The sequence below is a fragment of the Bradyrhizobium sp. LHD-71 genome (genome assembly GCF_031157255.1).
Lineage (GTDB): Bacteria > Pseudomonadota > Alphaproteobacteria > Rhizobiales > Xanthobacteraceae > P52-10.
The window spans coordinates 24,801-49,775 of record NZ_JAVIFX010000029.1 but is presented as its reverse complement, the minus strand read 5'-3'; the positions used below and the strand labels follow the sequence as shown (position 1 = coordinate 49,775).

Sequence of the window (24,975 nt, the reverse complement as noted above, 5' to 3'; positions counted from 1 at the left end):
GCTCATCGATCATTCAATCACGCTTGCCGCCTGTCGCAGCGTTGCGACCGGAACGGTCTCTGCTTGCCTCTTGGAGATGAAACCATGTCTGATGCCATCCTCTTTGCCCATCGCGGCACCAACCCCTATCTCGACAATTCGATCGACGCTTACAGGTGGGGCTTCAACTATGGAGCGGACTACGCCGAGACCGATTTCCGTCTGACCAAGGACGGCGTGCTGGTCAGCTATCATGACGATCTTCCTGGTGGTATCGCCAACATGACCTACGCGGAAGTACGCGCGCAGGTCCCGACGGTCGTCACCCTCGACGAGCTCATCGCGCTGACGAAGGAGATGTCGGCCGAAACCGGCCGCAAGCTCGGTATCCTGATCGAGACGAAGTCCGCCGACTACGCGACCCATGAAGCGGTCATCAAGACGCTGATCGCCCATGACTTTGCCGATCCGGAGCGGATCATCATCCAGAGCTTCGGTTCGGAGCTACCCGACGTTCGTAACACGCTCATGCCGCAATATGGCGTGGATCTTCCGCTGGTGCAGTTGACCAGTGCAGCCCTTACCGCCGAAACCATCGCCCACTATGCGACCTACGCAGACGGCGTTGCGCCCGTGATGAGCCTGCTCACGCCGGAGCTGGTTGCGGCCGCTCATGCGGCTGGCCTGGTCGTCAATGGCTGGACCGTCGAAGGAACGCTTGCCGACGTCCAGAGGGCTCTCGATCTGGGGGTCGACGGCATTATCGCCGATAATACGCAGTGGTCGCGTCCGGCGCTCGAAAAGCTCCTCAACGATGTCAACGTGATCTATGGCAACGAGCAATGGGACGTGGTGAACGGCACCGTCGGAGCCGACAAGCTCTATGCCATGCAGGGTGACGATATCCTGCGCGCCGGTGATGGCGACGACATGCTCTATGGCGACGGCGGCAACGACCTGCTCTTCGGTGGCACCGGCGCCGACGGGCTGATTGGCGGCGGGGGCAATGATTTCCTCTCCGGCGGCGAGGGCGCGGATGTGCTCGACGGCGGTGGCGGCAATGATGTCGTCGTGGCGACTGGTGACCGGGTGGTCTTCCGTGCCGGTGACGGAATTGATCTGGTTTCGCTCGACGATACCAGCACGATCGTCTTCGACGGGGTTGCTCCGACCAGCGTCTCCGTCATCCGCGATGGCAACAACCTGATCATCCGCTCCGGCAACGACGCGCTTGTCCTTCTCAACGGCGTCGATCCCGCCCATCAACCCGCGTCGATCGCGACCGCCGATGGTTTGACGCTTACCGGCGCCGAGCTCGCAGCGCTCGCCATGCCCGGGACCGATGCCGAGGTCGCCGCTCTGCTGCCGACCCTGCAGGCCGTGCTGGCCAACGCGCCTGGCTTCGCCGCCCCCTCGACAATCCCGGTCGGCACCGACCTCATCGTCGACGGCGACTTCGGCGACGGCGTGCTCGCGCAGCAGATTGAAGACGCCGAGACCGGTGCGGTCTATCGCCTCAGCTTCTCGCTGGCCGACCTCCCGACCGGCGAAGATGGTGTGCGCGTGCTCTGGGGTGGCCAGGTGATCTATGAGGGTATTCCTGACAGCACCGCCAGCAAGCTGCATTTCATCGTTGCCGGCGGTTCGGGCGACGGCTCGAACGCACTTATGTTCGAAGGAATGGGCGCGAGCTTCGGCGCCGCGCTCGATGACGTCCATCTCGTGAAACTCTCTGATCCGATGCTGCCGGCGCCAGGGAACGTCGCGCCGGAGGCCGCCGAGGTCGATATCCTCGTAGGCCAAAACCTTCCCTTCAACGGCAAGGTCGCAGCCACGGACGCCAATGGCGACGCATTGATCTACAGCCTCGGTGAAGCCCCGGCCCATGGCACGGTTATCTTCGACGCGAATGGTAGCTACCGCTACACCCCGGCGGCGGACTTCACTGGAACGGATGGTTTCACGTTCCTGGCGAATGACGGGCATGGCGGCTTCGTCGAGACGGCCGTGAACCTGACCGTCGTGCCGGGCATCCCCGTCGGCATGGACCTCATCGTCAACGGCAGCTTCGAGGATGTGAGCGAATCCTCCGGCAGCAACGGTCCCTCCGACTGGGGCTACCGAAATCCCGACGGCGCCATTGTCGGCTGGACGAACGTCAACAACATGCGCATCGAGCAGCACTGGGATCACTACGGTGGCGTCAACGCCAAGGACGGCCAGTTCTGGATCGACATGGATAGTTCCAATCTGGCAGCCAGGCACAGGATCGGTCAGACCATCGCCCATGTCGAAACCGGTGCGACCTATCGCGTGAGTTTCTCGCTTTCCGACTCCGACACAGTGAGAAACGATGACGGCGTGCGCGTGCTGTGGAACGGCGAGGTCATCTTCGAAGGACTCCCGCCGCAGACCGGCGCCAGCTGGACGACCTACACCTTCGACGTGATCGGCGGCTCCGGTGATGGTTCGAACAGGCTGGAGTTCATGGACACGGGGGTCGCGGACTCCTGGGGCGCCGGCGTGGCGCTGGACGACGTGCATTTCGTCAAGGCCGCGGATGTACCTGCTCCCGGGACCGGCACGCCGGGCGACGATATCTTGACGGGCACGACGGGTGACGACGTGATCCTGGCGGGTCTTGGCGACGACGAGGTCGACGGCGGCGCAGGCAACGATACGCTCGATGGTGGCGAGGGCGACGATCTGCTCGACGGCGGCGCAGGCGGCGATGTCCTCAAGGGTGGCGAAGGTGACGACGAGCTGATCGGCGGCTCCGGCAGCGACATCCTCATCGGCGGCGCCGGCGACGACCTCATCGACGGCGGCGAAGGTATCGACACCGTCGACTATTCCGACGACAGCGTGGGCATCGTGGTCGATCTCGCTGCTGGCGAGGCCAACGGCGACGACATCGGTGAAGATGAACTCATCGGCGTCGAGAACGTCATCGGTGGTTCGGCAGACGACATCCTGATCGGCGATGACGCCGCAAACCATCTCGATGGCGGCGCCGGCAACGACACGCTGAAAGGTGGCGCCGGTGACGACACGCTATGGGGTGGCGAAGGCAACGACGTGCTCGATGGCGGTTCGGGCGATGATGCGGTCTACGGCGGCCTCGGCAACGATACGATCAAGGCCGGTTCGGGCGACGATCAGATCGATGCGGGCCAAGGCAATGACGTGCTCGATGCCGGCTCGGGTGACGATGTCGTCCTCGCTGGTGCTGGCGATGATGTGATCGATGGCGGCTCGGGCGACGATCGGATCGAGGGCGGTGAGGGCAATGATCTGCTCTCGGGCGGCTCGGGCCGCGATGTCTTCGTCTTTGCCGCCGATTTCGGCAAGGATACGGTAGGCGACTTCAAGACGACGGGTTCGAGCGCGGACGTGCTGGAGTTCGCGATCGACGTGTTCGCCAACTTCGACGCCGCGATCGGAGCGGCCCATCAGGAAGGCGCGGACATCGTCTTCGCTGTCGACGCCGACACCTCGCTGACGCTGAAGAACGTCCAGCTCGCCAGCCTGCAGGCGGACGACTTCCACTTCGTCTGAGCGTTACATGCCAATGCTAATCGGAAGGGCGCCGTGCGGCGCCCTTCCTGTTCCAGATCGCCTTTTTGAGGGGTGTCTCCCTTGCTTCCCAAGCCCTCTGCCAATGCCGCAAGCGAAGCGCTGGCCTCCTGCCGTTCGGCGTTTCTCGCGGTGGCCCTGTTCTCGGCCGTGGTCAATGTGCTGATGCTGACCGGGTCGATCTACATGCTCCAGGTCTATGACCGGGTGCTGCCGTCACGCAGCGTGCCGACACTGATCGCGCTCTCGATCATCGTCGCCGTCCTCTACATCTTGCTTGGCGTGTTCGACTGGCTGCGCCAGCGCGTTCTGAGCCGGATCGGCATCATGCTTGACCGCCGGCTGAGTTCGCCAGTGGTGAGTATCATCCTCAGCGCGCAAGTGCGTGGTGCTCCTGGTGCAATGCAGCTCTCGCGCGATCTCGACAGCGTCCGCGGCTTCCTGTCAGGGCTGGGACCGACGACCCTGTTCGACCTGCCGTGGATTCCGCTCTATGGCGGGCTCTGCTTCATCCTGCATCCCTATCTCGGCTGGACGGTGGTGGCGGGTGCCGTGGTCCTGATCGTGATCGCATTGCTGACGGAATTCCTGTCGCGTCGCCCGAGCGCCGAGGGTGCGCGCGCCGGGGCCGAACGATCGGCCTTGCTGGAGGCGATGCGGCGCAACGCGGAGGCAGTCGCAGCGCTGGGCATGGAGCGACGGGTCACGGCCCTGTTCGACAGCGTCAACGATCGCTACGTCGCGACCGGGCTCGGCGCGTCCGATATCACCAGCGGGCTCGGCACGGTCTCGAAGATCGTGCGCTTCATGCTACAGTCCGTCATGCTCGGCCTCGGCGCCTGGCTGGTCATGCAAGATCAGGCCTCGTCAGGTGTGATGATCGCCGCTTCGATCTTGAGCAGCCGGGCGCTGGCGCCGATCGAACTCGCCGTCGGCAACTGGCGGCCCTTCATCGGCGCGCGTCAAGCGTGGCACCGGCTGAAGGCAGCGCTGGGCGACGCGCGGCGGGATCCGCTCGTCACGCCAGAGCGGCCGAAGCAGCAGGTCGCGTTGGAGCATGTATTCGTGGCGCCGCCGGGCAGCCCGAGCCCGGTTCTGAAGGATATCGGCTTTGCGTTGAAGGCCGGGCAGGGGCTCGCCGTGATCGGCCCCTCGGCTTCCGGAAAATCGACGCTGGCGCGCGCGCTGGTCGGCGTCTGGCCGGCGCAGCGCGGCTCCCTGCGCCTCGATGGCGCCACTCTCGATCAATGGTCGGCCGAACAGCGCGGCGCAATGATCGGCTATATGCCGCAGGATGTGCAGCTCTTCGCCGGAACGGTGGCGGAGAACATCGCCCGCTTCGATTCCGAGGTGAGCGAGGAGGCGGTGAGGGCGGCGGCCAAGGCGGCGGGCGCCTATGAGATGATCGTCCGCCTGCCGAGAGGCTTCGAGACGCCGATCGGCGAGGCCGGTGGCATCCTCTCCGGCGGTCAGCGCCAGCGCATCGCCCTGGCCCGGGCGCTCTACCGCGACCCATTCCTGGTTGTGCTCGACGAGCCCAACGCCAATCTCGACGCCGAAGGGGACGCGGCGCTGACCGCTGCGATCGGCAGCGTTCGCGCGCGGGGCGGCATCGTTGTCGTCATCGCCCACCGCCCTTCAGCGCTGGCCGGCATCGACCTTGTGCTGGTCCTCGCCGAAGGCGAGGTGCAGGCGTTCGGTCCGAAAGACGAGGTACTGCGCAAGACTCTCGCCGCCGCACCCCCTGCGGCCGCGGACGTCGGCTCCCCGACTTCAAAGATGATGGTGACGGCCAATGCGCGCGGTTAACGAAAACAGGGCCGGCTTGCCGCAAATCGCGTCAGGAGCACCTGAGGCCCGCCGCCTCGATCCGCGGCGGGATATTCGCCGAGCGGCGATCGCCGGCGTCGTGACCATCGTGCTGCTTTTGGGGACAGTTGGCCTCTGGGCCGCGACCGCGCCGATCGCCGGCGCAGTGATCGCCTCCGGAAAGGTTGTTGTCGAAAGCAACGTCCGCCGCATCCAGCATCCGTCGGGCGGCGTCGTCGCCGAGATTCAGGTCAAGGACGGCGACCGCGTCAAGGCCGGTGATGTGCTGGTGAAGCTCGACGAGACCCAGGCCAAGGCGAACCTGGCGCTGATCGAGATCGAGTTGCGCCGCTTCCAGGCGCGCAAGGCTAGGCTCGAGGCCGAGCGCGACGGTAAAGCCGAGATTGTCATCCCCCCGGAGCTGGCAGAGCGGCTCGGAGAGCGGGTGGCGGTCCAGGCGCTGGAGGGTGAGCAGACTCTGTTCCGCACGCGACGCGGCGCGGTCGAGGTGCAGCGCTCGCAGCTGCGCGAGCGGATCGCCCAGTCGAACGAGGAGATCAGGGGGCTGGCCGCACAGATCGAGGCCAAGCGTGCCCAGGCCGTGCTGATTCACCACGAGCTCGACGGCGTGCAGAAACTCTACGAGCAGAGTCTCGTTGCGCTGCCACGGCTCACTGCACTTCAGCGCGAGGCCTCGCGACTGGCCGGTGAGGAGGGGAGTCTCACCTCCGACACGGCCCGAGTGAAGGGACGTATCGCCGAGATCGAGCTGCAGGTCCTGCAGATTGACGAGGATCTGCGCCGCGAGGTCACGACGGAGCTGCGCGACGTCGAGGGCAAGATCGCAGATCTCTCGGAGCGACGCATCGCGGCGGTGGACCAGCTTGCCCGCGTCGAGATGCGCGCGCCGCAGGACGGCATCGTCCATCAAAGCACGGTGCACACGATCGGTGGTGTCATCGGCCCGGCCGAGCAGATCATGCTGATCGTCCCGGAAACCGACGGTCTCGTGGTTGAGGCCCGGATCGAGCCGGCAATGATCGACCGGCTGCGCGTGGGACAGGCGGTGGTGCTGCGCTTCCCGGCCTTCGACAGTGCCACGACCCCCGATCTCCACGGCCGCCTGATCCAGGTCTCGGCCGACTCCGCAACCGATGAGAAGACGGGCGTATCCTTCTACATCGCCCGGGTCAGGCTGGAGCGAGCCGAGGTACAGCGGCTCGATGGCAAGGCGCTCCTCCCCGGCATGCCGGTCGAGGTGTTCATTCAGACCGGGATACGGACCGCGCTCGTCTATCTCGTCAAACCGCTGGAGGACCAGCTCGCGCGGTCGTTCCGATATTGATATGGCCGCAACCTCACAGATGAGGTTGCCGCAAAGCGATGCAAACGAAGAGCCGGGACGCGAGATCCGCCCAAAGATCAGCTTTGGCGCGTAAATCCTCATCACAGCTTGCAAAAACGCCATCGCAGCCAGCCGCCAACGCCACTTCTCCCTTGCGGCTTTTTCTGGCACCGATGCGCCCAATGAAGGCCGCGAGATGTGGCCGAACAAGAGGGTGACGATGAAAATCGGTGTGTTTCTTTTTCCCGAGGCGCGCGATCCAGCAAAGGACCATCAGATCATCAACGAGACGATCCGTGAGGCGCAGATGGCCGAGGAGCTCGGCGCGGATGCGGTCTTTCTTGCCGAGCATCACTTCGACGGCAATTGCGTCTATGTCGATCCGCCGACGTTTGCGGCGGGCCTCGCGATGGCGACGAACCGCATCAAGATCGGCTTCGCAGTGCTGCAGACGTCCCTCTATCACCCGCTGCGCATGGCCGAGCAGATCTCGTTGATCGACAATCTGTGCAAGGGCCGGCTGATCGTCGGCCTCGGCCGCGGCAGCCTCGTCAATACCCATGAATACGCCGGCTACCAGATCGATCCGGACAGCGCGCAGGAACGCTTCGAGGAGATCGAGGAAATCATCCTCAAGTGCTGGAACGGCGAACGGGTTGTGCACGCCGGCAAGTACTGGAACTTTGAAATCGGCATGCTGCGGCCGCGCCCGTTCACAAAGCCGCATCCGCCCATCCTGCGCAGCGTCGCGTCGCCCGGTTCGCTGAGCGCGATGGCGCGCCAGGGTCGGCCTGTGATCATGGCGGCGGCGACGGCGAAAGCTGCGGCGAAGAGCGTTGAGCTCTATCGCACGACGGCGAAAGAGGCAGGACTGAGCACCGATTCGATCGATCAGGCGATCGCCAAATGCTGGGTTGCGCGGACAGTAATTCTTGCTCCGACCGACAAGGAAGCCAACGAAGTGGGCATGCCACACTTCAAGGCGATGCAGGTCTATCGCGCCGCGCAAAGTGAGAAGTTTGATGCGAAGGTCGCGAAGGCCAATGCGAACATGGCGCCGCAGGTCCTGTGTGGGGCGCCCGACAGCATGATGGAGGAGTTCACGGAGCTGCAACGGACGGGAATCGGTGGGGTGATCGTGCGCTTCCGCACCGGACCGATGCCGGCCGAGTTTTCGAACCGCGGTCTCCAGCTCTTCATGAAGGAGATCGCTCCCGCGATCGGCGAGCGCACGCTCGCAACGGTGTAGCTGCGGTTCCTGCGAAAGCAGGAACCGATATCCTCCGAGTATATTGGCTGAAGGCAATCTCTGCTTTCCGCGACATGACCGTTGCCGCGTATGGGCTCCTGCTTCGCAGGGGCCCTATCCACTTTCACTCCGCGCAAGTCTTAGCGTTCCGCTGCGTGGACCGCATCCGCTCTTGCCGATAACGTGAGCCGGTCACCAGATTGATCAGGCGAGCGATCTTTGCCAAAAGATCGTCAAACACGAAACGGGAGGACCGGCATGAAGCTTGGCGCAGCGATCGCGGAGATCATGAAGCGCGAAGGAATCGAGATCCTTTGCGGCTATCCCGTCAATCATCTCATCGAATACGCCGCAGCGGCGGACATCCGCCCCATCATGGTGCGGCAGGAGCGCATTGGCGTTCACATGGCCGATGCAATTTCACGGCTAAGCTCCGGCCATAAGATCGGTGCGTTCTGCATGCAGCACGGCCCCGGAGCGGAGAACGCCATGGGCGGCGTCGCGCAATGCTACGGCGAATCGGTGCCGGTGCTGGTGCTGCCGATGGGCTATCCGCGCCGGCTGGCGCAGGTCGACCCGAACTTCAACTCCACCCAGGCGATGCGGATGTTCGCCAAGGGCTCAGAGCAGATCTGGCAGGCCTCCGAGGTCTGCAACATCTTCCGTCGTGCGTTCACCAAGCTGAAGAACGGCCGCGGCGGTCCGGTGATCGTCGAAATTCCGTCGGACTCCTGGAATGACGAGGTGGCCGAGCCCTTGAACTACACGCCGGTGCTGCGCACGCGCTATGGCGCCGATCCGGCGGACATCAAGCGAGCCGCGGAATTGCTGGTCAACGCCAAGCGGCCGGTGATGTATGCAGGGCAGGGCGTGCACTACGCCAAGGCATGGCCGCAACTGAAGAAGCTCGCCGAGCGGCTGGCGATGCCGGTGACCACCAGCCTTGGTGGCAAGTCGTCATTTCCCGAAACCCATCCGCTGTCGCTGGGCTCCGGCGGGCTTGCGGTGCCGCGCGCGGTGCCGAAGTTCTTGAGCGATGCCGATGTGATCTTCGGCATCGGCTGCTCGTTCACCGAGACGAACTTTGGCATCGCGATGCCGAAGGGCAAAACCATCATCCATTCGACACTCGACCCGGCGCATCTCAACAAGGACGTCGAGGCGAAGGTCGGCCTTGTCGGCGACGCAGCGCTGGTGCTCGACGCGTTGCTGGAGGAAGTCGGCAAGACGGTGAAGGCCGATCGCGATGCCAAGCCGGTGGCGGCCGAGATTGCCGCTTCGCACGAAGAGTGGCTGGCGAAGTGGATGCCGAAGCTGACCAGCAACGACGCGCCTCTCAACCCTTACCGGGTGCTGTGGGACCTGCAGAAGACGGTGGACATCAAGAACACCATCATCACCCACGACGCCGGCAGTCCGCGCGACCAGCTCTCGCCGTTCTGGAAATCGGTCGAGCCGCTGTCCTACATCGGTTGGGGCAAGACCACGCAACTCGGTTACGGCCTTGGTCTGGCGATGGGTGCGAAGCTCGCCCATCCCGAGAAACTTTGCATCAACGTCTGGGGTGATGCGGCGATCGGCTTCACCGGCATGGATTTCGAAACCGCGGTGCGCGAGCGTATCCCGATCATGTCGATCCTGTTGAACAACTTCAGCATGGCGATCGAACTGAAGGTGATGCCGATCTCGACAGACAAGTATCGCTCCACCGACATCTCCGGCGATTATGCCGCGATGGCGCGCGCCTTTGGCGGTCACGGCGAGCGCGTTACCAAGCCTGAGGACATCGTGCCGGCGATCCGCCGCGGCATGGAAAAAACCAAGGAAGGTGTGCCGGTGCTGCTGGAGTTCATCACCAGCAAGGAAGTCGAGGTCGCGCGTCCAGGAACGTGAGGACACGGTCGTCCCTGCGACGCGAACACGGGGCCGATCCGTAACCGCAAAGTTTAATGGCTACGTTGACGCGCCGCAAAGCACATTGTTGCTTGGGATCACGCGTCCCGGCTTGCAGTTTGCCTGGCCGGGACAAGTGAGAGTGAGCGGATTTTTGCCCCCTCGCGAAGACGAGCTCAGCTCACGCTCGCGGTCAGCCTGTTCCACGCCTGGCGCACGTTATCCGTCACGTTGTTCCATTTCTTTGAGGCAACGTCCCAATTGACGATCTGGCGGTTATCGAGGTCGGCTTGGCGGCTTTCGGCAGGGCGGCTCTGGCCTGTCGTTGTGCCTGATGTGACCGTCGTGCCTGATGTGATCGTCGAAGTCGCCGACACGTCATGCACATAGACGGCCGCGATGGTCAGCAGGCAGCCCAGAACCATTCCAAAGAACGTACGCATCTCGCGCTCCTTGAGAGTTGCGGCCGTTGAGAGCCGCACCTCGACAACGCGAAAGCTGGTGTTGTTGTTCCGAGCCGGAACTGCCCTGGCGGCGGCCCCGTGCATCGATCAAAACGACATAAAATCGTTGTCAAACCGGTCAATCGCCGGGGTCGCATGCCAAGCTCGTGTGCATTCACTCATCGATGATCGCGACCGCGCGACACCAGCCGGCCGACGCACGTTCGATCTTCACCGGGAAGCATGACACCATGAAGCCCGTGGAGGGAAGCTGCTCGAGATTGTGCAGCTTCTCGATGTGCGAGTAGCCGATGTGCCGGCCGGCCTTGTGGCCTTCCCAGATAATGCTCGCATCCTTGGTCTCGGCGTACTTCTTCGCGGTGAACACGAACGGCGCGTCCCAGCTCCAGCCGTCAATGCCGGTAACGCGCACGCCACGCTCGAGCAGGTACATGGTCGCTTCATAGCCCATGCCGCAGCCCGAGTTGACGTAGTCCTGTCTCCCGTACTTCGCGCCGGCCGAGGTGTTGACCACGACGATGTTGAGCGGCTTCAGCTCATGGCCGATGCGCTTCAATTCGTTTTCGACGTCGGTTGCAGTTGCGGCATAGCCGTCCGGAAAATGACGGAAGTCGAGCTTTACGCCGGGTTGATAGCACCACTCCAGCGGCACCTCGTCGATGGTCCACGCCTTTTGTCCGTGGTTCATGGTCGGGTGATAGTGCCAGGGCGCATCGAGATGTGTGCCGTTGTGCGTCGACAGGTTGATGCGTTCGACAGCCCATGCCTGACCGTCCGGCAGTTGCTCCGGCTTCAAGTCCGGGAAGAAGCGCAGCATGCTGTCGAGGCTTTGCTTGTGGTCGATGTATTCGATGGTCGGATGTCCGCCCGGCGGATCGGCCGGCACATCGTTCTGCAGCGGCACCGAGATGTCGATCAGTCTTCGCGCCATGATGGGTCGTCCTCTCTCCGTAGCCCGGGCGAGCGAAGCGACCCCGGGATCTGACTCTCCAGCAAGCATCCCCGCATGTCGCTTCGCTCATGCGGGCTACAGGCTACCTTGTTCCTCGCAATGACGATCAATCCTGCCGCTCCACTCTGTTCTTCAGTACGCCGATCTTCTCCACTTCGAGCTCGATCATGTCGCCATGTTCGAGATAGCGCCCGATCTCGAGCCCGCAGCCGCCGCCGACGGTGCCTGAGCCGATGAACTCGCCGGGCACCAGCGTCTCGTCCTTGGTGACATGGGCGATGATCTCCTCGAACGGAAACAACATACCACTGCTGATGCTGGAGCAGCGCACTTCGCCGTTGACCCGGGCCTCCATCTTCAGCTTGTAGGGATCACCGATTTCGTCCGGCGTGACGATCCAGGGCCCGAGCACATTGCCTCCATCGAAGCTCTTGCCCTTCGCGGGACCCAGCCGACCCTCCATCTCGATGCGTTGAGCGTCGCGTGCGGAGAAGTCGTTGAAGATGGTATAGCCAAAAATGTGGTCTTTCGCCTTCGACGCCGGGATGTTCGCACCCCTGTTCTTGGTAATGATGCCGAATTCCAGTTCATAATCCATCACCTGGCTGTAGCGCGGCCATTTCACGGTTGTGTTCGTGCCGCGCACGCTGAAGCGGTTGGTGATATAGTAGATCGGCACCTTGCGGTAGACTTCAGGCAGTTCGCCGAGCGGCTCGGCGTCGATCCGCGCAAGCTCCGCCATGTCGCCCTTTGCACGCGCAGCGAGCCGCAACTGCCCTTTGGGCGCCTGCAGGATGTGGAGGGGAAAGGACATTCCGTCGCGCATCTGCCGCGGCTCGGGGATCGGCGCCAGGATCTCGACCGCCGACACGTCCGACGAGAGGCTGGCGTCGCTTGCTGATCTCGCAAATGCGTTGCGTGCCGCATCCAACGCCTTTTCCCCGCCGTCGATCAATGAGAGCATCGACGCGAACGCGGGATCGGCCTGGCCTGCGCGTTCTGCCGCGGTCGCAAGATCGAACACCTTCGTGTCGTTCGCATGCACCATCCCGATGCGCTCTGCCCCGCCTGTCCTGAATGTTGCGAGTTTCATCGGCGCTTCCCCCATCGTTGTTGCGGCTTGTTGGTCCGAGCCATGTCTTGCGCGAAACAAAAATATATGAAAAAGAAAAATATCGATAATTCAGAAGACGTGTCAAGCGCAGGAAAATCGGGGAGGACCGAGATGAAGATCAGGGCGATCGTTGCATCGTTGCTTGCGCTGATGATGGCGGGCAGCGCCCACGCCCAGCAAAAACTGCAGATCGGCTGCACAGCGACCGGCGACTGCGCCTCGGCAATGATCGCGATCGATGAGGGCATCTTCAAGCGTCTTGGACTGGACGCGGAAATGGTGTTGATCGGCATCAACTCGAACATCCCGGCGGCGCTGCTGTCCAACTCGATTCAGATCGGCGGGCCGACAACTTCGGTGTTTCTGCAGGCGGCAGATGGCGGTCTCGACCTCGTCGCCGTTGCCGGCGCGTCAATCATGAACGAGCGCACCGCCAATCTGACCTCCGTGTTCGGGCGGACCGGTGTGACCTTCAAGGAGCCAAAGGACTTCGTCGGCAAGAAGGTCGGCGCTCCTGGCCTAGGCGCATTCTTGCACGTGCTGTTCGTCAAATGGCTGGTCGACAAGGGTGTCGACCCGAAGGGCGTGAACTTCGTCGAAGTCTCGTTTCCGACCATGAACGACATTCTCAAGTCTGGCGCGGTCGATGCGGTGCTGACCGGTGAACCGTTCGTGACGCGCATGACCAATGCCGGAACGGGATCTGTCGCATTCCGATACGTCGCCGAGCTGAACCGCAACGAGCCGGTCATTCTCTATGCGGCATCGCGCGACTGGGCGGAAAAGAATCCGGAAATCATCAGGAAATTCCGGGAGGGCATCGCGGAGGGCGCGAAGATCGTCAACGCCAATCGCGAGAAAGCGTCCGAGGCGATTTCAAAGTTCACCAAGCAGCCGATCGATATCGTCAAGCTCAATCCGCCGGCCTATTCCGAGCCGACGATCAAGTCCCAGGATTTCGCCTGGTGGGTAGATGTCATGAAGCAGCAGAAGCTGATGCAGAACGATCTCGATCTGACCAAGCTCATCCTGAAGTGAGGCGGGCGTGATGCCGCGCGCGTTAGCGAAATCCGTCGATGCCCAAACGGCTGACACGCTGAGCGAGCGCGCGGCGGCGTTGATTCAGCGCGACATTCTCACCGGGCGGCTGCCGCCCGGTTCGCGGCTCGGCATCATGGATCTTGCGCAAGGCTACGGTATGGGCGCGACGCCGGTGCGGGAAGGGCTCTCGCGCCTGGCAGCGCGGCAGCTTGTCATCGCGCTCGGGCAGCGTGGCTTCCGCGTCGCGCCCGTCAGTGAAACGGATCTGCGCGACATCACCCGTATGCGCATCATCGTCGAACAGGAGGCGCTGTGCCTGTCCATGAAGCAGGGCAAGGATGACTGGGAAGCCGGCATTGTCGCAGCCTTGCACCGCATGCAGCGTTATGTGGAACGCACCGGTTCGAAGTTCACCGAAGGTGCCGAGGAGTTCGACACGCTGCACAAGCGTTTCCACACCTCGCTGCTCGAAGCGTGCGGCTCGCCTCGGCTGCTGGCCGCCCATTCCGACCTTTATGATCAGGCCTACCGTTACCGCCGCGTGATGATGCGCAAGTTCGAAAGCGGCAAAACGTTCGTGCAGGCCCATCGCGATCTCGCCGATTGCGTGCTGGCGCGTGACCAGCGCCGGGCGCCGGCAATGCTGGAGGCGCACCTGAAGAGCACGATCGGCTATGTGTATCCGGACGAGAAAGGTCAAAAATCGTGACCATGACTCACAGCGCTCGAGCCGCTCCGGCGGCAAATGCGAGATCCGCGATGATGACGTTCGCGCAGACGACGATCGAGCTCGGCGGCAAGGTGATTGTCGACGATCTGAACTTCACGGTCGGTCGTGGTGAGTTCGTCTGCGTCATCGGCGCGTCCGGGTGTGGCAAGACCACGGCGCTGCGGCTCGCGGCGGGGCTATATCAGCCGACTGCCGGCGCGGTGACATTCGACGGCAAAAAGATGACCGCACCGCGCCGCGACATTGCAATCATTTTTCAGGATTACGGCAAGGCGTTGCTTCCATGGCGCACGGCGGCGGGCAATGTGTCGTTGGCGCTCGAAGCCGCGGGCGTCCCTTCGGCCAAGCGCGCGCCGCGCATCGCCGAGCTCCTGGCGAAGGTCGGTCTGCCCGATCATGCGGAGAAGTATCCAGCGGAGATGTCCGGCGGCATGCAGCAGCGACTGCAGATCGCGCGCTGTCTCGCTCAGGATCCGGTGGCGCTGTTGATGGACGAACCGTTTGGCGCGCTTGATGCGATGACGCGGCAGGGACTGCAGGACGAAGTGCTGTCGCTGGTCGCCGCCAGCGGCGCCACCGTGCTGTTCGTGACGCACGACCTGGAGGAAGCAATCTATCTCGGCGACCGGGTGATTGGCCTGCTGCCGCATCCGGGCCGTATCGGCATCGAGGTGATGGTTGATCTGCCGCGCCCGCGCGATCAACTCACCACGCGTGAGCATCCGGAATTCTTGAGGCTGCGGCGGGAGCTGTTCGACTTCATCAAGAAGACCGAGGGCTGACGTGGCGGTCTCGCCCGCGACATTGAAGGGCCTGGTACTGCCTGCGGCACTGATCGCCACGGCCGAAATCGGAGGCCGCATGGCCGATCTTCAGTACAGCGACTCTCTGGCGACGCCGAGCGCCATTGTCGTCGCATTCGGGCAGGCGGTCGCCGACGGCTCGATCCTGACGACGACGCGCGACACGCTCGTGACGGCCTTCGCAGGCCTTGGCATTGGCGGCACGGTCGGCCTGCTCATCGGCATCTTGCTCGGCGTGCTGCCGACCGCCGATCGCCTGATGGAAGTGACGATCGAATCGATCCGTCCAATCCCCTCGATTGCCGTGCTGCCGATTGCGCTGATCGCGCTGGGCTTTGGCTATCGGCTTGAGATCGCCATCGTCGCCTTCGCCTGCATGTGGCCCCTCCTGATACTTACGCGCTCAGCGGTGCGCGGCGTCGAACCGCGACTCATGGAAGTCTCGCGGGCTTTGCGGCTGACGCCGGCCGCGCGCGTTGTAAAGATCGTCATCCCGGCTGCATTACCGCGCATTTTTGTGGCGTTCCGCCTCGCTGCCGGCATTGCCCTGATCGTCTCGGTGACGGTCGAGATCGCCATCAATCCCTTGGGGCTGGGTCACGCGATCATGACGGCGCAGCAGGCGCTGCGTCCGGAGCTGATGCTCGCCTATCTGGTCTGGCTCGGCGTGGTCGGCTGGGGCTTGAACGCGTTGCTGCTGTTCGCGCAGCAGCGGCTGTTCGGCCGTGCCGCCATGGTGGAGGAGCGGCAATGAACGCGGGCGTCTCGGCGCGGGCGGCAACGCTGTGGCGGATTGCCAGTTTCGCCGTCGCCGCCGGCTTTGTCGCGCTCTGGCAGGCGATCGCAAATGCACGGTTGGTCTCGCCGGTTTTTCTCCCTGGCCCGGACCGCGCGTGGGCCGCCCTGATCCGCGGCCTCAGCGAGGGCGATCTCGGTGCCAAGGTCGTCGGCACGCTCGAACACATGGCGATCGGCTGGCTCGCTGCATCGCTGGTCGGTGTTGCCCTTGGCGCGGTGATCGGCTCGTCGCCGCGCCTGCGTCCCTACATCACCCCGACGCTGGAATTCCTGAGGCCGTTGCCGGTTTCCGCCATCATTCCCGTCGCGATCGCCTTCTTCGGCCTGTCGCAGGCGATGGCGCTGTTCGTCATCGCCTTTGGCGCGGTGTGGCCCATGCTGCTCTCGACAGTGCACGGCTTCGGCGCGGTGGAGCCCCGCCTTTATGAGGTGGCGCGCTCACTGCACCTGTCGCGCATGGCGGTCATCTTCAAGATCGGGCTGCCGTCGGCCAGCCCCGATATCCTGGCTGGCATGCGCCTCAGCGTGACGGTGGCATTGATCCTGGCCGTGGTGTGCGAAATTCTGGCCGGCCTTGATGGCCTCGGCCATTGGATCCTGATTTCCGCACGCGCGTTTCGCTCCGCCGATCTGTTCGCCGGTGTGATCTTGCTCGGCGTCATCGGCTATCTCACCGCGCTCGCCGTCGCCCTGGTCGAGCGCAGGCTGCTGGTCTGGCGCGCCTCGGGACATTAACATCATTGCTGACTATTGGGTGGATATCCCGACGGCTTGCGAATGACTGCGAAACAGTTCAGTCGCGCGTGCGGTGTGAAATGTGTAAGACCGTACCGCACGGACAAATGACAGCGCGGGAACGGTCGCCGCGCGGGAATCAGATGCGCATCTCGGCAATTGTTCCGCTCTACAATGGTGCCCCCTTCATCGAAGCGGCGCTTCGCAGCATCGCCGGCCAACGCCGACAGGCCGACGAGATTGTCGTGGTAGATGACGGGTCAACTGATGGCGGCGACGATATTGTACGACGGCTCGGGAGCGAACTACCCTTGCGCATCATATCGAAGATGAACGGTGGCCAGGGGTCAGCGCGAAACGTCGGCGTGAGAGCTTCGACAGGCGACCTGATTGCCTTTCTCGATCAAGACGACATCTGGTACCCACAACACCTCGAGGAACTCGAGAGGCCGTTTCTCAACCGGCCATCGCTCGGCTGTTCGTACTCGGATCTCGATCAGATGGACGTCAACGGGCAGCCATTTTCAGGGTCGGTTCACGAGACATACGACGCAAACGCACCACACCCCAAGCGCACGCTGCTCGATTGCATCAGTCGAGACATGTTCATGTTGCCGGGTGCGAGCCTGGTCGCGCGCGGCGCGTTCGAGGCTGTCGGCGGCTTCGACGAATCCTTGATCGGCTACGAGGACGACGATTTCTTTCTGCGCCTCTTTGCGGCGGGATACGACGCCGTCTACGTGCCGAAGGCTTTAACCCAATGGCGAATATTCCCAGGGTCAGCGTCTCGGTCGATCAAGATGGCTCGTTCGCGGCTTCTGTATTTTGACAAGCTGGCGAAGCTCTTTCCAGATGATGTGGCCACGGGGCAATATTTTGTTCGGGACGCGCTCGTGCCGAGATTTCTGCCGAACGTTGCGGGCGATGCCGTTCGTTGTCTTACGCGCGCCGAGGACGATTTTCGGCTCGTTGCGCTGGAGGCGTTGCAGCGCCTGCTGCCTCACTGCATGGGGAGCAGCAGGATCCAGATGCGGATTCTGGCCCTTGCACTTAACAGCAAGGTGTTGGTTGGGGTGATGCGAAACGCGGCGATCAGAAGAGCCATCTTCGAAGCCGCGAAGGTCCTCGGTTTCAAGTCGCTGGCGAGCAGATAGGCGCCGGTCCGGTCGGCGCGCGGTGGCGTTCTTCGAACGTGTCGGCGCTCGTCACAATCTTTGCAGGAGCTTCGCCGTTTCAGGCGACCCTCGTGCGCGACTTCTTCGTGTCGACGTTCCTGCCTTGCCGGGACAAGTGCCCGAGTGGAAGCTGCGTCGTGTGCTTCAACCGTTCAAGAACGATCGACGAGCGGACATGCGCGACGCTGTCATGCGGAAGAAAGACGTCATTCAAAATCCGTGAGAGTGCCGGAAGATCCTCCACCGCGAGCTTGAGCAGATAGTCCGTCGCTCCGGTCAGTGCATAGGCCTCCTGCACTTCATCAAGGTCGCTGATCAATTTTGCAAATCGTTTCGAGTTGTCCGGCGAGTGAGTGGCGAGCGTCACCTGCACGAACACGATGACCTTCAGTCCCAGCTTCTCGGCCGAGAGTTTCGCATGATAGCCTTCGATGATGCCCTCTTCTTCGAGCACAGCTCTCCGTCGCGAGCATTGGGACGGCGACAGGCCGGCATGCTCAGCCAATGCATCATTGGTCGCGTGGCCGTCGCGTTGAAGTGCGTCGAGAATCCTGAGATCAAAGCTATCCATGCAAGAATCTCGCTTGTCGGAACCAAATTACCAGCATTTCGTGCATAATCTGTGCGCCCAGGCGGCGCTTTGCAAGCCCGTTGCAGGGCCTGTGCCGTAGGCTTCGCGAGAGGTGATTTGCACAGGAGAGCGCCATGGGTCCGTTTCCGCACGATGCACCGCCGCCGAAAATCTCCGATGATAATCCGATGGGGACCGACGGCTTCGAATTCGTGGAACTCTGTCACCCGCGCCCCGAAGAGCTCGACGCACTGTTCAAGAGGATGGGTTTCTCGGTGGTCGCGAAGCATCGCGCCAAGCAGGTGACCCTCTATCGTCAGGGCGACATCAACTTCATTTTGAATGCGGAGCTGAATTCGTTCGCGGCCAAATTCGCGGAGGCGCACGGACCGTCCGCACCCGCGATGGCTTTCCGCGTCGTCGATGCGCGGCACGCCTACCATCGTGCGCTGGCAATGGGTGCCAAGCCGGCGCAAACGTCCGTCGGCCCGGGAGAGCTCAACATTCCAGCGATTGAGGGCATTGGTGGCCTACAGATTTATCTGGTCGACCGTTATGGCGCGAAGGGCTCGATCTACGACGTCGACTTCGAATGGCTGGCAGAGCCCAATCCGCAACCGACTGGTGCCGGCCTGTTTTATATCGACCACCTGACCCACAACGTTCATCGCGGCCGGCTTGACGAGTGGGCGGATTTCTATGTGCGGCTGTTCAACTTCCGGCAGATCAGGTTTTTCGACATCGAGGGACGCGTGTCGGGCCTGCATTCCCGCGCCATGACGAGTCCAGACGGCAAGATCCGCATCCCGATCAACGAGGATGCCGGTTCGAAGGGCCAGATCCAGGAGTATCTGGACGTCTACAAGGGCGAGGGCATCCAGCATGTCGCGCTCGGTTCGACGGATTTGTATGACTCGATCGAAACGCTGGCCGCACGGGGCGTCGAGTTCATGCCGGCGCCAAACGACATTTATTATTCGCGCATCGACCAGCGGTTGCCGAAGCACGGTGAACCTGTCGACCGCTTGCAGCGCGACGGGATCCTGATCGATGGCGAGGGCGTGGTGGACGGAGGTTTCACCAAGGTGCTGCTGCAACGCTTCGGACAGACCGCAATCGGCCCCATCTTTTTCGAGTTCATCCAGCGCAAGGGTGACGACGGCTTCGGCGAAGGCAACTTCAAGGCCTTGTTTGAATCGATCGAAGAGGATCAAATCCGTCGAGGGGTGCTTTCGGCGGGCTAGTGTCCCGGTTCTAACGTTCGCATCACGTTGCGGAAAACTCGTCTGCGAACGTTAGAACCAAGAGGGACAATAGCAACTTTATTTATAATGCTAGTGCGCTTTTTGGATTTGACGTTCGTACGCAGGACTCGCGGCAAATGCTGGTACGAACGTCAAATCCAGCGCACTAACGTAGGCGAGGATTCGATGGACCTAGAGACCCACATCCGTCACGGGGCTGGGAGCCAAGGCCAGCCGCTCATTTCGCCCGGCTACATGTCGGGCTTCGGCAATTCGTTCGAAACCGAGGCGCTGCCTGGCGCGTTGCCGATCGGGCGCAACTCGCCGCAGAAACTTGCTTATGGGCTATATGCGGAGCAGCTGTCCGGCTCGCCTTTCACCGCGCCGCGTGCGTCGAACGAACGCTCTTGGCTTTATCGCATTCGTCCAAGCGTCAAGCATTCCGGCCGCTATCGCAAAGTGGACAAGGGAATGCTGCGCACGGCGCCTGCGGCACGTGACGAAAGCAGCCTGCCGATCGGCCAGCTGCGCTGGGGGCCCATCGAACTACCGAAGGAGCAGCTGACTTTTGTCACGGGCCTGAGAACGATCACGACGGCAGGGGACGCGGACACCCAGACCGGCATGGCCGCGCACGTTGCGCTCGTGACCGCAGGCATGGACAACGAGTATCTGTTCAACGCCGACGGGGAGTTTCTGGTCGTCGCGCAACAGGGACGGCTGCGATTTCGAACCGAGTTCGGTGTCATCGACATCGAGCCCGGCGAAATCTGTGTCATCCCCCGCGGCGTGGTTTTCCAGGTGCAGCCGCTGGATCGCGCGGCGCGCGCCTATGTATGCGAGAACTATGGCGGCGCATTCACCCTGCCGGACCGCGGCCCAATCGGCGCCAACTGTCTCGCCAATCCCCGCGATTTCCTGACGCCGGTTGCGGCCTTTGAGGACTTCGAGGGATCCTGCAGGATGTACGCAAAATGGGGAGGCGAGCTATACCAGGCGGAGATTGGCCAGTCGCCGCTCGACGTCGTTGCCTGGCATGGCAACTACGCGCCCTTCAAATACGACCTGCGTCGGTTCGCGCCGGTGAACGCCGTTTCCTTCGATCATCCGGATCCATCGATCTTCACCGTGCTGACCGCGCCGTCCGAAACCGCCGGCACGGCAAACGTGGATTTCGTCATCTTCCCCGAGCGGTGGAACGTGGCCGAGAACACGTTTCGTCCGCCGTGGTACCACCGCAACATCATGTCCGAGTTCATGGGCCTGATTTACGGCGTGTACGATGCCAAGCCTCAAGGCTTCGTGCCTGGCGGCATATCGCTGCACAACTGCATGCTGGCGCACGGGCCTGACAGTGAGGCGTTCGAGCGTGCAAGCAATGGAGCCCTGGAGCCGGTCAAGCTGACGGGCACCATGGCCTTCATGTTCGAAACGCGCTTTCCCCAGCGCGTTACGCGCTATGCGGCAGAATCCCCGGTGCTCGATCAGGACTACCAGGATTGCTGGGCCGATCTCAGAAAACACTTCGCTCCGGAGCGCGGATGAGGAGGCCAGAGCCGACGGACGTCATCCGTGGCTCGAACGGGCTTGCCGGCGCAGCCTCTCACAAAGCGAAGGCCGGAGCGAAGCCCGGCCACGACACGTTTGATTGTCGCTGCGAGTTGAACGGACCTAGCTCGCCGCCTTGCGGTTCACGCCCTTGCGCAACGCGACGGTATTCAGCTTGGTGTCGGCAGCCTTTTCCTCGTTGAGATTGGTATTGAGGAAACGCACGATGTCGTCGTGGCCAAGCGCCTCGGCCCATGCGATCAGAGTGCCGTAGCGGGCGATCTCGTAGTGCTCTACCGCCTGCGCCGCGGCCACGATCGCCGCATCGAGCACCTCCTTGTCGGAGATCTCGCCCGCCACTTCATCGGCTTCCTTGATCAGGCCGTCGATCGCCGGGCAGGTCGCGCCCTTCGGGGTCTGCCCCAATTTCGTGAAGGCCTGGTCGAGCCGTTCGATCTGCTTGTTGGTCTCGCCAAGATGGTTCTTCAGCGCGGTCGTGAGGTCGCGATTGGTCGCCTTGTCGATCATCTTTGGCAGCGCCTTGGTGATCTGCTGCTCTGCATAGTAGATGTCCTGCAGTCCGTGCACCAGCAGGTCATCCATCGACTGAATGTCCTTCGTGAAGATGCCCATTTCATTCTCCCTTTGGCTGGAATGCGATTATCCCTGCTTTCAGGAATGCTCGAACGAACGCGTTCGTTCCTTGGCCTCCGGGGTCGACTCGTCCGCGGCTTGCAGCGGTGATATCGCCGGCGCATTCAACGGCTGTCCGTCGACGTCGAAGATGGAGCCGTGGCATGGGCAGTCCCATGTGTGCTCGAACGAATTGAAATGCAGCTGACAGCCGACATGCGTGCACGCCGCCGAGTAAAGCTGCAGGGCACCGCTCGGTTCGCGATAGGCAGCGATTTTCTTCAGGCCCTGGCGCAGGATCGCTCCCTGTCCGGCTTGCAGTTCATCGAGCGAGGCGATTTCGCCCGGCGTCACGTATTCCGCGAAATTCTTCAGCGCGGTTGCGTTCTCGCGCAGATAGTTGCCGATCGCCGCGACCGGTTTGCGATCCGGCGCATACACGGCCGCCCATGTGCTTTTCCCATGCGTGATGAGGTCGGCATTGATCAGGGCGCTCGCCACGCCGTGCGTCATGCCTTGGCCTGAATCGCCGGTTGCGACATAGACGTGCTTGCTGCCGGGATTGCGACCGATGAAGCCGGCATAATCGATCGTCTCGAGTACCTGTCCGGACCAGCGATGCGTGATGTTCTGCAGGGTTGGGATCAGCTCGCGCGCCCAATCCTCAAGTCGACTGAACCGCTTTTCAGCATCGTCAGCTTCGCCGGTCTTGTGATCCTCGCCGCCGACGATGACGTAATCTTTGCCGCGTGAGCCTGGTTGCAGTCGAACATAATGGTATGGATCTTCGGTGTCCCAGTAGAGCGCATCGGGTAGTGCGCCGGCTGGGATGCTGAACGCCATGGCGTAAGTCCGATACGGCGCCATCTTGGTGTGCAAGGCATAGCGATCGACGATCGGAGAGTTGGTGGCGATGACTGCAGCGTTCGCGGTGATGACCGCACGCGACGTCTTGACCTTGACCCCGCCACCGTCCTCGACGACCTCCTGCACTGCCGATTCCGAGAAAAACTTGGTCCCTTTGTTCGCGCAGACCCGCGCCACACCGGCGAGGTACCTGAGAGGATGAAAAGCTGCCTGATCGGGATAGCGCAGCGTCTGGCGATCGGCGCAGCCCTCCAACGAGACGCCGACCAGACGGTCGACCGGCATGCCGATCGAGCGTGCCGCGTCGAGCTCTTCGTCGATCTTCTCGGCTGATTGCCTCGGTCCCTGGAACAGATAACCGTCAAGCCGGCGGAAGTCGCAGTCAATTCCTTCGGTCTTTTGAATCTCTTCGATGCGAGCGATTGCTTCCGCCTGACTCTGATAGAATCCTTTCGTCAGGCCCAGGCCGCGCAGCTTCTTCATCTCGCCGACAAAATCGTCGCAGAGGGGCGAAAGGTGGGCTGTGGTGCGAGCAGTCATGCCCGAGCAAATGCGCCCGCGATCGACGACGATGACGGAGAGGTTGTGCTTGGCGAGCTCATGGGCGGTCGAGAGGCCGGCGATGCCCGAACCAATGACGACGACGTCACAGCGCTGATCGGCGTCAAGTGGCCGTGAGTCCGGCGCGACGTCGATGTCCATCCACAGCGAGCGGCTTGTCATTGTGACCTCCTTGTTTCTCCCGCCCGTGAGAAATCAACACCCGCCCGACCGTCGTAGTTCCGTCATTGGGTCGCCACGCGAAATAGGAACGCCGAGGGGCTGCGTTGCTTGGTCCACTGGACGCCAGAACAAGACCGTTCGCCATCTGGTCCTCCATTGGTTTTTCGGTCTGGCAACTCGGCGCCGTCCAAGCCGTTCCTCTTCACAGGTCGGTCACGCGCAAGCAACGAGATTGAGGAACCCCGGACGTGGTGCATCCATTATCTGACGATCGCACGATTCATCTTTGTCTCGACATGCAGCTCATGTTTGGGCGCGATGGTCCGTGGCCAACGCCGTGGATGGAGCGCGTGCTTCCAAAGGTGATGCAACTCGCCGAGCGGATGCCGGAGCGAACCGTGTTCACCCGGTTCATTCCACCGGTGCGGGCCGACGATATGCCCGGCATGTGGCGCGAGTTTTACTGCAAGTGGCTTAAGGTTACGCGGCAGCATCTGCCACCACTGTGTCTTGAACTTCTGCCGGAGCTGCGTCGCTTCGTGCCCCCCGGCGACGGTGTTCGACAAATGCGTCTACTCGGCGTTCGCCAACGGCCGGCTGCCGGGATGGCTCGACCAGCGCCGGGTCAGCACCTTGCTGATCTCTGGCGCGGAGACCGACGTCTGTGTGTTGGCAACCGTTTTGGCCGCAGTGGATCGCGGCTACCGCATTCTTCTCGTCACAGACGCCATCTGCAGTTCGTCCGACGCCGGTCATGATGCCTTGATGCGCATGTACACCCAGCGCTTCGATGTGCAGATCGAGTTGGCATCGACGGAAGAGGCGATCGATGCGCTCGGCGCATCGGCTCGCTAGGAACTCCGGACCGGGCTGACGCGTTCATCTCGCGTGATGTTCCAACCGGGAAACCGAGTGAGGAGGGTCAAGATGGGATTCGCCAGTTACGCCATCATCGCCACGGACAAGGGGTGGGGAATCCTGCACGATGGCGATGTTGAAGGCGACTACGAGACTAAGGAATCGGCGTTCGAATCCGCGGTCGCCGCAGCGTCTCTTGCGATTCGCGAGGGGCACGAGGTTCATGTCAGCGTTCCGAGCCGCGAGGCCGGCAACCGCACGAACCTGGGTGCGAAGGACACGGGTTGAGGCGCCGATGCAACGGCGTGGTCTCTTCCATCGCTATGGCTTTGCCTGGGTCACGGGCGGCTTCTTTATCATTTCGTTGATCGGCCACTGGCTGTTCGGCTGGTTCGCCTATGTCAATGAGCAGCATAGTCTCGGCCAGGCGCCCGACATCGGCGGCTACATGGTCGAAATGACGCGCGACACGCTGGAGAACTGGCAATCCGAATTCCTTCAGTTGCTGTGGCAGGTGGCCGGCCTCGCGTTGTTGCTCCATGTCGGTTCGCCACAGTCGAAGGAAGGCGACGACCGCATGGAGGCCAAGCTCGACGCGATCCTGATCGCCGTGGCGCCCAAGACAGGCGAGGAGACGATCAAGAAAATCGACGGCAGCTATGAAGGCCGCCATACCGACACCGAATACGCGCGGCGGATGTCGGAAAGCGTCCGGACCGGCGAATAGCGAGTAGTAACAGGAAGCAGGAAATAGCGGGCAGGAAATAGGCAGGCCCTGCTTCTGCATTTGCCATTCGCCATTCGCGGCGATGCGCCATGCGCGAGACCCTCATTGACAGTCGCACACATGGGAGCATCATCGGGATTT

22 protein-coding genes are annotated in these 24,975 nt (G+C 62.5%); 16 read left to right on the top strand and 6 right to left on the bottom strand.

Annotation, left to right across the window (positions count from 1 at the left end; genetic code table 11):
- Positions 1-84: 84 nt before the first annotated feature.
- The 5 genes from RCO31_RS27175 to RCO31_RS27155 all read left to right on the top strand — a co-directional run bounded on the left by RCO31_RS27175 (position 85) and on the right by RCO31_RS27155 (position 9,851).
- Complete coding sequence (locus RCO31_RS27175; protein ID WP_308971490.1) at positions 85-3,537, top strand: glycerophosphodiester phosphodiesterase family protein; 3,453 nt, start codon at positions 85-87, stop codon at positions 3,535-3,537.
- Between the two features lie 72 nt (positions 3,538-3,609).
- Entirely contained in the window at positions 3,610-5,364 is a 1,755-nt protein-coding gene (locus RCO31_RS27170) for a type I secretion system permease/ATPase (protein WP_374991539.1), read from the top strand.
- Positions 5,351-6,709 carry an HlyD family type I secretion periplasmic adaptor subunit gene (locus RCO31_RS27165; RefSeq protein WP_308971488.1) on the top strand — a complete coding sequence of 453 codons (1,359 nt, stop codon included), beginning with the start codon at positions 5,351-5,353 and terminating at the stop codon, positions 6,707-6,709. Before RCO31_RS27170 ends, RCO31_RS27165 begins: the two co-directional genes overlap by 14 nt.
- A gap of 220 nt (positions 6,710-6,929) precedes the next feature.
- Entirely contained in the window at positions 6,930-7,958 is a 1,029-nt protein-coding gene (locus RCO31_RS27160; protein ID WP_308971487.1) for an LLM class flavin-dependent oxidoreductase, read from the top strand.
- 219 nt (positions 7,959-8,177) lie between these two features.
- Positions 8,178-9,851 carry a thiamine pyrophosphate-requiring protein gene (locus tag RCO31_RS27155; RefSeq protein WP_308971486.1) on the top strand — a complete coding sequence of 558 codons (1,674 nt, stop codon included), beginning with the start codon at positions 8,178-8,180 and terminating at the stop codon, positions 9,849-9,851.
- Between the two features lie 176 nt (positions 9,852-10,027).
- Here the strand turns inward: RCO31_RS27155 and RCO31_RS27150 are convergent, their stop codons facing one another.
- The 3 genes from RCO31_RS27150 to RCO31_RS27140 all read right to left on the bottom strand — a co-directional run bounded on the left by RCO31_RS27150 (position 10,028) and on the right by RCO31_RS27140 (position 12,360).
- Positions 10,028-10,294: a hypothetical protein gene (locus RCO31_RS27150; protein ID WP_308971485.1), complete on the bottom strand. Its 267-nt coding sequence runs from the start codon at positions 10,292-10,294 to the stop codon at positions 10,028-10,030.
- A gap of 175 nt (positions 10,295-10,469) precedes the next feature.
- Positions 10,470-11,246 (bottom strand): cyclase family protein, encoded by a 777-nt coding sequence (locus RCO31_RS27145; RefSeq protein ID WP_308971484.1) that lies wholly within the window; start codon positions 11,244-11,246, stop codon positions 10,470-10,472.
- 127 nt (positions 11,247-11,373) lie between these two features.
- A complete protein-coding gene (locus tag RCO31_RS27140; protein ID WP_308971483.1) occupies positions 11,374-12,360 on the bottom strand; it encodes a fumarylacetoacetate hydrolase family protein in 987 nt (328 codons plus the stop codon).
- 132 nt (positions 12,361-12,492) lie between these two features.
- Between RCO31_RS27140 and RCO31_RS27135 the strand changes: the two genes are divergently transcribed.
- From RCO31_RS27135 to RCO31_RS27110, 6 genes are all read left to right on the top strand, one after another.
- A complete protein-coding gene (locus tag RCO31_RS27135) occupies positions 12,493-13,419 on the top strand; it encodes an ABC transporter substrate-binding protein (protein WP_308971482.1) in 927 nt (308 codons plus the stop codon).
- Between the two features lie 10 nt (positions 13,420-13,429).
- A complete protein-coding gene (locus RCO31_RS27130) occupies positions 13,430-14,131 on the top strand; it encodes an FCD domain-containing protein (protein ID WP_308971481.1) in 702 nt (233 codons plus the stop codon).
- A gap of 50 nt (positions 14,132-14,181) precedes the next feature.
- The gene (locus RCO31_RS27125; protein ID WP_308971480.1) at positions 14,182-14,934 is read left to right on the top strand and encodes an ABC transporter ATP-binding protein; all 753 of its coding nucleotides are present in this window, start codon (positions 14,182-14,184) and stop codon (positions 14,932-14,934) included.
- 1 nt (position 14,935) lies between these two features.
- The gene (locus tag RCO31_RS27120; protein ID WP_308971479.1) at positions 14,936-15,709 is read left to right on the top strand and encodes an ABC transporter permease subunit; all 774 of its coding nucleotides are present in this window, start codon (positions 14,936-14,938) and stop codon (positions 15,707-15,709) included.
- Positions 15,706-16,488 (top strand): ABC transporter permease, encoded by a 783-nt coding sequence (locus tag RCO31_RS27115; protein ID WP_308971478.1) that lies wholly within the window; start codon positions 15,706-15,708, stop codon positions 16,486-16,488. The genes RCO31_RS27120 and RCO31_RS27115 overlap by 4 nt, the downstream gene beginning before the upstream one ends.
- Positions 16,489-16,568: 80 nt before the next feature.
- Positions 16,569-17,642 (top strand): glycosyltransferase family A protein, encoded by a 1,074-nt coding sequence (locus RCO31_RS27110; RefSeq protein WP_308971549.1) that lies wholly within the window; start codon positions 16,569-16,571, stop codon positions 17,640-17,642.
- Between the two features lie 79 nt (positions 17,643-17,721).
- On the opposite strand, the gene RCO31_RS27105 is transcribed toward RCO31_RS27110, so the two are convergent.
- Positions 17,722-18,234 (bottom strand): Lrp/AsnC family transcriptional regulator, encoded by a 513-nt coding sequence (locus tag RCO31_RS27105; RefSeq protein WP_308971477.1) that lies wholly within the window; start codon positions 18,232-18,234, stop codon positions 17,722-17,724.
- A 134-nt stretch (positions 18,235-18,368) separates the two neighbouring features.
- On the opposite strand from RCO31_RS27105, the gene hppD reads away from it, so the two are divergent.
- Together hppD and hmgA are read left to right on the top strand one after the other, a co-directional pair.
- The gene (hppD, locus tag RCO31_RS27100; RefSeq protein WP_308971476.1) at positions 18,369-19,478 is read left to right on the top strand and encodes a 4-hydroxyphenylpyruvate dioxygenase; all 1,110 of its coding nucleotides are present in this window, start codon (positions 18,369-18,371) and stop codon (positions 19,476-19,478) included.
- 186 nt (positions 19,479-19,664) lie between these two features.
- On the top strand, positions 19,665-21,023 hold the full coding sequence (hmgA, locus tag RCO31_RS27095) for a homogentisate 1,2-dioxygenase (protein ID WP_308971475.1): 1,359 nt from the start codon (positions 19,665-19,667) through the stop codon (positions 21,021-21,023).
- A 126-nt stretch (positions 21,024-21,149) separates the two neighbouring features.
- Here the strand turns inward: hmgA and RCO31_RS27090 are convergent, their stop codons facing one another.
- Both RCO31_RS27090 and RCO31_RS27085 read right to left on the bottom strand, forming a co-directional pair.
- On the bottom strand, positions 21,150-21,659 hold the full coding sequence (locus tag RCO31_RS27090; protein ID WP_308971474.1) for a ferritin-like domain-containing protein: 510 nt from the start codon (positions 21,657-21,659) through the stop codon (positions 21,150-21,152).
- Positions 21,660-21,698: 39 nt separating this feature from the next.
- Entirely contained in the window at positions 21,699-23,249 is a 1,551-nt protein-coding gene (locus RCO31_RS27085) for an FAD-dependent oxidoreductase (RefSeq protein ID WP_308971473.1), read from the bottom strand.
- Positions 23,250-23,804: 555 nt separating this feature from the next.
- Between RCO31_RS27085 and RCO31_RS34790 the strand changes: the two genes are divergently transcribed.
- The 3 genes from RCO31_RS34790 (at position 23,805) to RCO31_RS27070 (ending at position 24,834) form a co-directional block, all read left to right on the top strand.
- Entirely contained in the window at positions 23,805-24,104 is a 300-nt protein-coding gene (locus RCO31_RS34790) for a cysteine hydrolase family protein (protein ID WP_374991538.1), read from the top strand.
- A gap of 72 nt (positions 24,105-24,176) precedes the next feature.
- Positions 24,177-24,395 (top strand): hypothetical protein, encoded by a 219-nt coding sequence (locus RCO31_RS27075; protein WP_308971472.1) that lies wholly within the window; start codon positions 24,177-24,179, stop codon positions 24,393-24,395.
- A 7-nt stretch (positions 24,396-24,402) separates the two neighbouring features.
- Complete coding sequence (locus RCO31_RS27070; protein WP_308971471.1) at positions 24,403-24,834, top strand: DUF6766 family protein; 432 nt, start codon at positions 24,403-24,405, stop codon at positions 24,832-24,834.
- Positions 24,835-24,975: the final 141 nt, after the last annotated feature.

What these genes read in the sequence shown, in the direction of transcription:
- RCO31_RS27110 (WP_308971549.1), top strand. Translation starts at nt 16,569, where the DNA reads ATGTGTAAGACCGTACCGCACGGACAAATGACAGCGCGGGAACGGTCG.
- RCO31_RS27105 (WP_308971477.1), bottom strand. Translation starts at nt 18,234, where the DNA reads ATGGATAGCTTTGATCTCAGGATTCTCGACGCACTTCAACGCGACGGC.
- hppD (WP_308971476.1), top strand. Translation starts at nt 18,369, where the DNA reads ATGGGTCCGTTTCCGCACGATGCACCGCCGCCGAAAATCTCCGATGAT.
- RCO31_RS27135 (WP_308971482.1), top strand. Translation starts at nt 12,493, where the DNA reads ATGAAGATCAGGGCGATCGTTGCATCGTTGCTTGCGCTGATGATGGCG.
- RCO31_RS27115 (WP_308971478.1), top strand. Translation starts at nt 15,706, where the DNA reads ATGAACGCGGGCGTCTCGGCGCGGGCGGCAACGCTGTGGCGGATTGCC.
- RCO31_RS27175 (WP_308971490.1), top strand. Translation starts at nt 85, where the DNA reads ATGTCTGATGCCATCCTCTTTGCCCATCGCGGCACCAACCCCTATCTC.
- RCO31_RS27145 (WP_308971484.1), bottom strand. Translation starts at nt 11,246, where the DNA reads ATGGCGCGAAGACTGATCGACATCTCGGTGCCGCTGCAGAACGATGTG.
- RCO31_RS27165 (WP_308971488.1), top strand. Translation starts at nt 5,351, where the DNA reads ATGCGCGCGGTTAACGAAAACAGGGCCGGCTTGCCGCAAATCGCGTCA.
- RCO31_RS27075 (WP_308971472.1), top strand. Translation starts at nt 24,177, where the DNA reads ATGGGATTCGCCAGTTACGCCATCATCGCCACGGACAAGGGGTGGGGA.
- RCO31_RS27150 (WP_308971485.1), bottom strand. Translation starts at nt 10,294, where the DNA reads ATGCGTACGTTCTTTGGAATGGTTCTGGGCTGCCTGCTGACCATCGCG.
- RCO31_RS27160 (WP_308971487.1), top strand. Translation starts at nt 6,930, where the DNA reads ATGAAAATCGGTGTGTTTCTTTTTCCCGAGGCGCGCGATCCAGCAAAG.
- RCO31_RS27085 (WP_308971473.1), bottom strand. Translation starts at nt 23,249, where the DNA reads ATGACAAGCCGCTCGCTGTGGATGGACATCGACGTCGCGCCGGACTCA.
- RCO31_RS27070 (WP_308971471.1), top strand. Translation starts at nt 24,403, where the DNA reads ATGCAACGGCGTGGTCTCTTCCATCGCTATGGCTTTGCCTGGGTCACG.
- hmgA (WP_308971475.1), top strand. Translation starts at nt 19,665, where the DNA reads ATGGACCTAGAGACCCACATCCGTCACGGGGCTGGGAGCCAAGGCCAG.
- RCO31_RS27090 (WP_308971474.1), bottom strand. Translation starts at nt 21,659, where the DNA reads ATGGGCATCTTCACGAAGGACATTCAGTCGATGGATGACCTGCTGGTG.
- RCO31_RS27140 (WP_308971483.1), bottom strand. Translation starts at nt 12,360, where the DNA reads ATGAAACTCGCAACATTCAGGACAGGCGGGGCAGAGCGCATCGGGATG.
- RCO31_RS27130 (WP_308971481.1), top strand. Translation starts at nt 13,430, where the DNA reads ATGCCGCGCGCGTTAGCGAAATCCGTCGATGCCCAAACGGCTGACACG.
- RCO31_RS27125 (WP_308971480.1), top strand. Translation starts at nt 14,182, where the DNA reads ATGATGACGTTCGCGCAGACGACGATCGAGCTCGGCGGCAAGGTGATT.